6 protein-coding genes are annotated in these 10000 nt (G+C 61.3%); all 6 read right to left on the reverse strand.

All coding sequences use genetic code 11. The annotated features are described in order from the left end of the window. Positions 1-16 precede the first annotated feature (16 nt). Positions 17-4090 (reverse strand): DNA-directed RNA polymerase subunit beta, encoded by a 4074-nt coding sequence (gene rpoB, locus LDL37_RS08585; RefSeq protein WP_290796777.1) that lies wholly within the window; start codon positions 4088-4090, stop codon positions 17-19. Between the two features lie 343 nt (positions 4091-4433). After that, complete coding sequence (locus tag LDL37_RS08590; protein ID WP_290796779.1) at positions 4434-4817, reverse strand: hypothetical protein; 384 nt, start codon at positions 4815-4817, stop codon at positions 4434-4436. Then, complete coding sequence (locus LDL37_RS08595; RefSeq protein ID WP_290796782.1) at positions 4814-6046, reverse strand: right-handed parallel beta-helix repeat-containing protein; 1233 nt, start codon at positions 6044-6046, stop codon at positions 4814-4816. Before LDL37_RS08595 ends, LDL37_RS08590 begins: the two co-directional genes overlap by 4 nt. Before the next feature lie 43 nt (positions 6047-6089). Continuing rightward, positions 6090-6527 carry a hypothetical protein gene (locus LDL37_RS08600; protein ID WP_290796785.1) on the reverse strand — a complete coding sequence of 146 codons (438 nt, stop codon included), beginning with the start codon at positions 6525-6527 and terminating at the stop codon, positions 6090-6092. Between the two features lie 54 nt (positions 6528-6581). Beyond that, positions 6582-7704, reverse strand: a protein-coding gene (gene prfB, locus LDL37_RS08605) for a peptide chain release factor 2 (protein ID WP_126423872.1) whose coding sequence is annotated in 2 segments (ribosomal slippage) — positions 6582-7634 and positions 7636-7704 — 1122 coding nt in all. Because the reading frame shifts where the segments join, the coding sequence is not laid out codon by codon here. A gap of 100 nt (positions 7705-7804) precedes the next feature. Further along, a partial coding sequence (locus LDL37_RS08610) for a PBP1A family penicillin-binding protein (RefSeq protein ID WP_290796788.1) occupies positions 7805-10000 on the reverse strand: 2196 nt, incomplete at its 5' end.

The raw sequence follows: 10000 nt of genomic DNA on the forward strand, positions 1-10000 counted from the left end.
TAGGCGAAGGTCAGGACTATCCCTGCCCGTTTTCCAGTTCCACGTTCAGACCCAGCGAACGCATTTCCTTGATCAGGACGTTGAAGCTTTCCGGGATACCGGCTTCGAAGCTGTCGTCGCCACGGACGATGGCTTCGTACACCTTGGTCCGGCCGGCCACGTCGTCCGACTTCACGGTCAGCATTTCCTGCAGGGTATAGGCGGCACCATAGGCTTCCAGAGCCCAGACCTCCATTTCCCCGAAGCGCTGACCGCCGAACTGCGCCTTACCGCCCAGCGGCTGCTGGGTGACGAGCGAGTATGGCCCGATGGAGCGCGCGTGGATCTTGTCATCGACAAGGTGGTGCAGCTTCAGCATGTAGATGATGCCGACGGTGACCGGACGCTTGAACTGCTCACCCGTCAGACCATCGTACAGGATCGACTGACCCGAACGATCGAGACCGGCAAACTCAAGCATGTTCTCGATGTCGCTGATGTGCGCACCGTCGAAGACCGGGGTCGCAATCGGCACGCCACGCGCGAGGTTTTTCGCCAGCTGGATCAGCTCTTCTTCCGTTTCCGGCAGTTCCTGATCGGCACCGTAAGCGCCCTTCAGGTGGTCGATAAGCGCCTGCTTCTGACCGCCATTCTGCCACTCTTCGAGCAGGTTGGTGATCTGCTTGCCAATATTGGCGCAGGCCCAGCCGAGGTGGGTTTCGAAGATCTGACCGACGTTCATGCGCGACGGCACGCCCAGCGGGTTCAGCACGATATCGACGTGCTCACCATCGGCGAGGAACGGCATGTCTTCGACCGGGAGGATCTTGGAGATAACCCCCTTGTTGCCGTGACGGCCGGCCATCTTGTCGCCCGGCTGAAGCTTGCGCTTCACGGCCACGAAGACCTTGACCATCTTCATGACGCCCGGCGGCAGTTCGTCGCCGCGTTGCAGCTTTTCGACCTTGTCCTCGAAGCGACGGTCCAGACGCTTGCGGGCGTCTTCGAACTGGCGCTTCATGGCCTCCAGTTCGCCCATCAGCTTCTCGTCTTCGAGCGCGATCTGCCACCACAGGCCCTTCGAGATTTCGGACAGCTTCTCTTCGGTGATTTCACCGCGACCCAGACCCTTCGGGCCCGAAACGGCCGTCTGACCGAGGATGACTTCCTTCAGGCGGCCATAGATGTTGCGCTCAAGGATCGACAGTTCGTCGTCGCGGTCCTTGCCCAGACGCTCGATTTCGGCGCGCTCGATAGCCATGGCGCGTTCGTCCTTGTCCACACCGTGACGGTTGAAGACGCGGACTTCGACGATGGTACCGGCAACGCCGGGGGGCAGACGCAAGCTGGTGTCGCGCACGTCCGAAGCCTTTTCACCGAAGATGGCGCGCAAAAGCTTTTCTTCCGGCGTCATCGGGCTTTCGCCCTTCGGCGTCACCTTGCCGACGAGGATGTCGCCCGGCTGCACTTCGGCACCGATGGCCACGATACCGGCTTCGTCGAGGTTGCGCAGGGCTTCTTCGCCGACGTTCGGGATGTCGCGGGTGATTTCTTCCGGCCCAAGCTTCGTATCGCGGGCCATGACTTCAAACTCTTCCAGGTGGATAGAGGTGAAGATGTCGTCGCGCACGATGCGTTCGGAAATCAGGATCGAGTCTTCGAAGTTGTAGCCGTTCCACGGCATGAAGGCGACGAGGACGTTGCGGCCCAGAGCCAGATCGCCGAGGTCGGTCGAAGGACCGTCGGCGATGATGTCACCGGCCGACACCTTGTCACCCACGTTCACGATCGGACGCTGGTTGATACAGGTGTTCTGGTTCGAACGCTGGAACTTCGACAGGCGGTAGATATCGACGCCCGGCTTGGTGGGGTCAAGTTCGTCCGTGGCGCGCACGACGATACGGGTGGCGTCCACCTGCTCGATCACGCCGGTGCGGCGGGCGGCGATAGTCGCCCCGGAGTCGCGGGCGACGACCGATTCCATGCCGGTGCCGACGAAGGGCGCATCGGCCTTCACCAGCGGCACGGCCTGACGCTGCATGTTCGAACCCATCAGCGCGCGGTTGGCGTCGTCGTTTTCGAGGAACGGGATCAGGGCGGCGGCGACCGAAACGACCTGCTTCGGCGACACGTCCATATAATCGACGGTCGGGGCCGGTTGCAGACCCGGTTCGCCGTTGACACGGCCCGGCACGAGGTCTTCGACAATGCCTTCGTCACCCAGCTTGATATTGGCCTGAGCGATGACGTGCTTGGACTCTTCCATCGCCGACATATAGACGACTTCGTCCTGCGGCTTACCGTCGATGACCTTGCGGTACGGGCTTTCGATGAAGCCGTACTTGTTGACGCGGGCGTGGGTGGCCAGCGAGTTGATCAGACCGATGTTCGGGCCTTCCGGCGTTTCAATCGGGCAGATACGGCCATAGTGGGTCGGGTGCACGTCGCGGACTTCGAAGCCCGCGCGTTCGCGCGTCAGACCGCCCGGCCCAAGGGCCGACAGGCGACGCTTGTGCGTGATTTCCGACAGCGGGTTGGTCTGGTCCATGAACTGCGACAGCTGCGACGAGCCGAAGAATTCACGCACCGCCGCCGCGGCTGGCTTGGCATTGATCAGGTCGTGCGGCATGACGGTGTCGATATCGACCGACGACATGCGCTCCTTGATGGCGCGTTCCATGCGCAGCAGGCCGACGCGGTACTGGTTTTCCAGCAGCTCGCCCACCGAACGCACGCGACGGTTACCGAGGTTGTCGATATCGTCGATTTCGCCGCGACCATCGCGCAGACCGATCAGGATGCGCAGGATCTTCAGAATATCGTCCTTGCGCAGGGTGCGCTCAGAATCGGCGACGTCCTGCTCAAGACGCATGTTCATCTTGACGCGACCGACGGCCGACAGGTCGTAGCGCTCCAGTTCGAAGAACAGGCCCTGGAACATGGCTTCGGCAGCTTCGATCGTGGGGGGCTCGCCCGGACGCATGACGCGGTAGATGTCGAACAGCGCGTCTTCGCGCGACGTGTTCTTATCGACGCGGAGCGTGTTGCGCAGATAGGCACCCACGGTCACGTGGTCGATATCGAGCACGTCGATGGTGGTGAAGCCCTGCTCTTCCAGCACCTTGATGGCGGCGGGGTCCAGCTCGTCACCGGCTTCGGCGTAGATTTCACCGGTCTCGAAATTGACCGCGTCGCGCGCCAGATACTTGCCATTCAGGGCGTCCGGCGACAGCAGCAGCGCCTTCACCGTGTCGCCCAGCTTCTTGGCGGTCCGCGCCGAAATCTTGGTGCCGGCCTGCGCGACCACTTCGCCCGAGTCGGCGTCGATCAGGTCGAATTCCGGCTTCACCCCGCGCCAGCGCTCGAACTTGTACGGCGTGACCCAGCCGGCATCGCGCTTCTCATAGGGCACAACGTCGTAGAAGGTGGTGAGGATTTCTTCGCCGTCCATGCCCAGCGCCGACAGGAAGGTCGTGGCGGGCAGCTTGCGGCGGCGGTCGATACGCACATAGACGATGTCCTTGGCGTCGAACTCGAAATCGAGCCACGAACCGCGGTACGGGATGATGCGCGCGCCGAACAGGAGCTTGCCCGACGAATGGGTCTTGCCCTTGTCGTGATCGAAGAAGACGCCCGGCGAACGGTGCATCTGCGACACGATCACGCGCTCGGTGCCGTTGACGATAAAGGTGCCCTTGTCCGTCATGAGCGGGATATCGCCCATATAAACGTCCTGCTCCTTGATATCCTTCACCGAACGGGCACCCGTGTCCTCGTCCGTTTCAAACACGATCAGGCGCAGCTTCACCTTCAGCGGAGCGGCATAGGTGATGTCGCGCTGAATGCACTCTTCGACGTCGTATTTCGGCTCTTCGAACTCATAAGAGACGTATTCGAGGGTCGCACGCTCGTTGAAATCCTTGACCGGGAAGACGCTCTTGAACACGGCTTCCAGACCGTCGTCAACGCGCTCCGAAGCGCGGACGAAACGTTGCAGGAATTGTTCGTAGGAGGAGCGCTGAACCTCGATCAGGTTCGGCATACGGATCGCTTCGGGGATTCGGCCAAAAGACTTCCGAATCCGCTTCTTTTCGGTGAACGATAAGGCCATCGTTGTTCCTGTAAAGCGTTTGAGACGCAGTGAATGTGTCGAGAGACCCCGGATGGGGCATTGAGAAACAGTTGGATGCGCCCGCTCTTTTATGACCGCATGCGGCCAAAGACGCTGTTTTTCAATAACTTTCCAAAACAGAAAGTCAGGCCCCATCGCCGGTGGAAAGAGCAGAAGACCGGCATTCGGGCAGGTTTAAGGACGCAATACGCCTTAAAAGGGAGGATGCCATAGCGCAACTGCCCCCACTTGTCGAGGGGGTGTGGGGGATTATTTTTTGTGATCGTCGCTTCGATGGTCAGGCACACATCACGGCAAGGTCAGCTTCACCGCGCGGCCCGTTTTAATCGTCGGATGACCATTGCGCAGGATCACCTCGGCACGGCGATTGACCTAGTGATCCGTAAACACACCTAAGTTGCAATCTTCCTGACAAAATACCGTCCAGAGCCTCAGCAAACTCAGCCTCTATTTTAGCATCCTCCACAGGAAACCACGAAAATGTAAAAAAGCCGCCCGAAATCCAAAGCTCGTCATTATTCTGCAAACACAGCCATAATGGCCAATCAAGGCCAGGTTGTTGGGGCAGCGTCGCCGCGAGTTCAACCGGAGACGTCTCATCCCACTCCGACTTTAAGGCATACTTATCAGCTAATTGAAGGAAGAGCGAACGGGCGCGCTCAATATTGCGCTCGACGTGTTGTGTTGCGGGATCGGGACGTTTCATTGCGTTTGCCGCCCGTACTCCCCGTTGAGCAGGTCTTTAAACCCCGGATCGGCAATGGCCTCCCCGGCCCCCAGTGGCTGACCCAGCATAGCGGCGGCGTCCCCGTCCGGCGACCAGTAGAGATTGCCGCTGCGCTTGGCCGACATAAAGCCGTGCGGATTGTCCGGCGCCAGATAGATGCGATGCGGGGCCGTCAGATAGAAGATGTTGTTGGTGATGCTCACCCCGGCGTCGCGGTCGCCGGCGCAGCCGTTCCAGCAGATCGACCAGAAGATCGCGCGCAACGACCAGAAGTCTTTGTCTGTAATGTCCGGAATCCGTGTACGGACGATAATATTGCCGTCGATCTTCAGATTACGGATGCCATTGGTGCCGACGAACTTATCGACATCGTCGCTGATATTGTTGGCGATGGTCACGTCGTGCGTATTGCCAGCGATTTCCAGAAAGCCGCCCTTGGTATTGCGCGACAGATTGTGGTGCACAAAGGTATGGTGCGCGTCGAAGAAACGGTCCTCGCCGTCCAGTTCGACCGCCGCTCCGTCATTGACATAGGCCCCGCCGTAAAAGCCGTAGTTTTCGATGCGGTTGTGCGCCACCTCATTGTGCGGCCCGACGATGACAATGGCCATCGCGCCCCAGTATTCAGTGATGCGCGAGGCATCATGAAAATAATTGCCCTTTACAAGTGAGTTTGCGCCACGCACGCGAACACCCACGGGCATGTTATTGAATTCATTGTTTTGCAGGGTGACGTGGTGGGTGGTGGCATCGGTATAGATACCGGCCATATCGGTCACCAGTTTGTGCTGATGGCTTTCCTTCCACGGCAAGGGCGGCTCATCCGGCGGAGGGGTGGCCCCGTCATAAAGGTAGAGATTTTCGACGGTCACATAGCTGCCGTACACCGACACGACCCGCCCGAATTCCAGCCCGAAGCGCGGATTCATCAGCTTGGGCGCGGGCCCCTCGCCATAGGCGCTGACCACGATGGGTTTGGCCTCGGTGCCGGACTGGGCGATAGTCAGATGCCCGACAAAGGCCGTTCCGCGCGCCAGCAGAATACGGTCGCCGGGCTCAAGCGTCTGGGCATTGACGCGGCTGAGGCTGCGCCAGGGTTGCGCCTGAGTGCCCGGCTGGGCGTCATTACCGCTCGTCCCATTGACGTAGTAGTCCGCCGCCACCACCGGTCCGGCCAGACACCACAGCACACCGATCCATTTCCACATCGCCGCCTCCATTGCCCCTCAGTAAGGCAGGGCGAGCAATGAATTACAAGCCCGGCATCAGGGCCAGACGCGCCACATCCTTCGGTCGTCCGAACAGGCGCAGTAGGGCCGCCTGTTCGCTGAGGGTCGGCACCCGCACCCCTTCGATCCATACATCGCTTTCGATTTGCAATTCACACCAGTCACCCGCTGAAAACACCTGCAATCCGCCCATAAAGTCGATCTCCAGCCCGCCCGGTGGACGATACTGGAAATAAGGGCGGGAGCGAAAACGATCGTCGGCGCGCGGCGCACTCACGGGCACGCCCAGGGCGATCCGGGCGGCCTCGATGACCTCTGTGGGGCCATAGAGATCGACGTCGCGCACCGTGACCGGCACCCCGCTCAGAAACAGGGCCGCCGAGCCGATCAGCCACCACGGCTGTTCGACCGGCATCAGACGGCGGATCAAATCCAGTGAGCGGCGAAGGTCGGGCGGCATGGGCGTATCGGCAATGGTGCAAAAAAAGCCGGGGTTTGCGCCCCGGCTTTCGGTTTACTCTTCGACGGCATCGCGGGTCGCGCCGACCCGCTGGGCCAGAGACGCCCCCATGAAGGCGTCCAGATCACCGTCCAGAACCCCTTGCGAATCCGAGGTTTCGACGTCGGTACGCAGGTCCTTGACCATCTGATAGGGCTGAAGCACGTAGGATCGAATCTGGTGACCCCAGCCGATATCGGTCTTCTGGTCTTCCAGCGCGGCTTGCGCCGCCTCGCGCTTTTGCAGTTCCAGCTCATACAGGCGCGCGCGCAGCATCTTCCACGCTTCGTCGCGGTTGGCGTGCTGCGACCGCCCGGCCTGACAGGCCACGGCGATACCGGTCGGAATGTGCGTCAGACGCACCGCCGAGTCGGTCTTGTTGACGTGCTGACCGCCCGCCCCCGACGCGCGGTAGGTATCGGTGCGCACATCGGCTGGATTGATGTCGATGACGATGGTGTCATCGACCACCGGATAGACCCACACCGAGGCAAAGGAGGTGTGGCGGCGCGCATTGGAATCAAAGGGCGAGATACGCACCAGACGGTGCACCCCGGCCTCGGTCTTCAACCAGCCATAAGCATTGGTGCCCTTGACCATGATGGTGGCCGACTTGATGCCCGCCTGTTCGCCGGGCGTCTCTTCTTCGATGGTTACCGTCATGCCGTGCTGGGTGGCCCAGCGCGTGTACATGCGCAAAAGAATACCGGCCCAGTCGCACGACTCCGTGCCCCCGGCCCCGGAATTGATTTCGACATAGGCGTCGTTGCCGTCGGCTTCGCCGGACAACAGCGCCTCAAGCTCGGCGCGCGCGGCCTTGTCCTTGATGGCTTTCAGCATGGCGCGGGCTTCTTCGAGCAGTTCCTCGTCGCCCTCCATGTCGGCCAGTTCGGCATAGTCGAGCGCGTCCTGAAGCTCTTTGGTCAGGCTGTTGACCGCATCTACGCCACCGCTCAGCTTGGTGCGTTCGCGCATCACGGACTGCGCCTCTTCGGGCTTGTCCCACAGCGTCGGATCCTCGACCCGCGCATTCAGTTCGTCGAGACGTCTTAGAGCAACGTCCCAGTCAAAGACGCCTCCTGAGCAATCCGATGGATTGCTCGATGTCCCTGGCCGAAGCCTCAACATCCAGTCGCATTACAATGTCCTTACGGTAAAAAGCGTAGCCAAGCGGGATAGCCGCGCCCGCGCAAAATGGCAACACGTTTCGCGGTCAGACGGCCGCGATCGGAAGAGGCTCAGTAAAGGACCTCTTCCTCGATCTCATCGACGTACTTCTTCTTTTTCGGCTGTTCCTGCGGCGTCGCCTGATTGGACGGCTGCCCGGTCAGGCCATCGCGCCACACCTCGGTATAGGGCTTGGGCCCATCCACCACATCGGGGGTGCGCTCGATGGGCTTCGGCTCGGTCCCCGGACGGAAGGCTTCTTCGTGGCCACGGATGGACACATAGACCGCGTCCTTGGGCTTGCGGAAGTCCTTGACCGGCTTGTTCTTGGTGGCCGCCGCCATGAAGTCGATAAAGATGGGCAGGGCCGCCGAACCGCCGGTTTCCGACTCCCCCAGAGAGCGGTTGTCGTCAAAGCCAACAAACACCCCGGCCACCAGATCGGGCGTGAAGCCGACGAACCACGCCGAGCGGTATTCATTGGTCGTGCCGGTCTTGCCGCCCAGCGGGATGCCCAGCGCACTGGCGCGCGCCGCCGTACCGCGCTGCACCACGCCTTGCAGGAAGGAGTTGATCTGATAGGCGACGATGGGGTCCATCACCTGCTGACCTTCGGGCGTCAGGCGCGGCGATTCCGTGCCGTCAAAGGCGCGGGTACAGCCCGCCGGGCACTTGCGCTGATCGGCTCGGTAGATGACCTTGCCCTGATAGTCCTGCACCAGTTCGATCAGGTGCGGCTTGATGCGCCGCCCGCCATTGACGAAGGCCGAATAGGCGGCCGTCAGTTGATAAGGCGTCGTTTCGGTCGAACCCAGCGCGTTCGACAGATAGGGTTCCATACTATCGACCGCACCGTATTGCACGACCTTGGCCGCCACCGTCTTCATACCCACCTTATCGGCGAGGCGCACGGTCATGGCGTTACGCGACAGCTCAAGCCCTTTGCGCAGGGTTTGCGGCCCGTAATAGGTGCGCGAATAATTCTTGGGCGACCACGCCTCGCCATTGGCCCCCTTGAAGGTGATCGGGCCATCGACGACGATGGAGGCCGGTGTGAAGTCGCCTTCCAGCGCGGTGGCGTAGATGAACGGTTTGATGGCCGAACCCGGCTGACGCTTGGCCTGCGTGGCGCGGTTGAACTTCGACAGCGAGAAGGAGTAACCGCCGACCATAGCCACGACACGGCCCGTCCACGGATCAACCGCGACCAGCGCGCCATTGACCGCCGGCACCTGCTTGAGCGCATAGGCCCCCGTGGCGTCGCGCGCCACATAGATCAGGTCACCGGCCTTGAGCCCTGCCCCGCCCTGCGCCCAAGCCACATCGGAAGCGCGCAAATTGCCATGATTTTCGCCCGCCGGGGCCTCGGCCAGACGAATGGAGCCACCGGCGCGTTCGACCACAGCGACCTGCCAGTCGGGCCGCTCAAACGGAGCCTTGCGCCGTTCGGGCAGCTTGGCTTCGATAGCGGCGGCCTCCTGCTGCCAGCCTTCATTGATGCTGCCGATATTGCCCCACGCGCCGCGCCAGCCATGCCGACGGTCATACAGTTCCAGCCCGTCCATCAGGGCCATACGCGCCGCCGTCTGGAGCTTGGGATCAAGCGTGGTCTTCATATAGTAGCCAGCGGAGTAGATATCTTCTCCGAACAGGGCCTTGGAACGGCGCTCGACCTCCGAGACAAAGAAGTCGGCATCGCGGTACTTGGCGCGCTGCGGGGCCGACTGCACCACCAGGTCCTCACGCATGGCGGCCTCGGCCTCGGCCTTGGTCACCCAGCCGACCGACGCCATCTCGCCCAGAATCCAGTTGCGGCGGGCAATGGCCTGATCCTTGCGACGAATGGGATGGTAGTTGTGGGGCCCTTTGGGCAGGGCCGCCAGATAGGCGGTCTCGGCGAGAGTCAACTGATCGACCGACTTGCCGAAATAGTTATAGGCCGCCGTGCCAATCCCGTTCGAGCGATAGCCCAGATAGATGTCGTTCAGATAGAGTTCGAGAATCTGTTCCTTGGTCAGCGAGGTTTCCAGCCGCCGCGCCAGAATAAATTCCTTCAGCTTGCGCCCGATGGTCCGCTCGTTCGACAACAGGACGTTCTTGGCCACCTGCTGGGTGATGGTCGATCCGCCTTCGAGGCGGCGGCCCTGCACAAAATTGATGACATTCTTGACCATGGCCCGCGACAGGCCACCGACATCGACGCCGGAATGGTTGAAGAAGTTGCGGTCTTCGGCGGCCAGAAAGGCGCGGCTGACGCGCTCAGGGAT

Source organism: Asticcacaulis sp. (assembly GCF_020217185.1).
GTDB lineage: Bacteria > Pseudomonadota > Alphaproteobacteria > Caulobacterales > Caulobacteraceae > Asticcacaulis.

Coding starts and splice junctions, on each gene's coding strand:
- LDL37_RS08590 (WP_290796779.1), bottom strand. CDS start 4,817: ATGAAACGTCCCGATCCCGCAACACAACACGTCGAGCGCAATATTGAG.
- LDL37_RS08595 (WP_290796782.1), bottom strand. CDS start 6,046: ATGTGGAAATGGATCGGTGTGCTGTGGTGTCTGGCCGGACCGGTGGTG.
- rpoB (WP_290796777.1), bottom strand. CDS start 4,090: ATGGCCTTATCGTTCACCGAAAAGAAGCGGATTCGGAAGTCTTTTGGC.
- LDL37_RS08600 (WP_290796785.1), bottom strand. CDS start 6,527: ATGCCGCCCGACCTTCGCCGCTCACTGGATTTGATCCGCCGTCTGATG.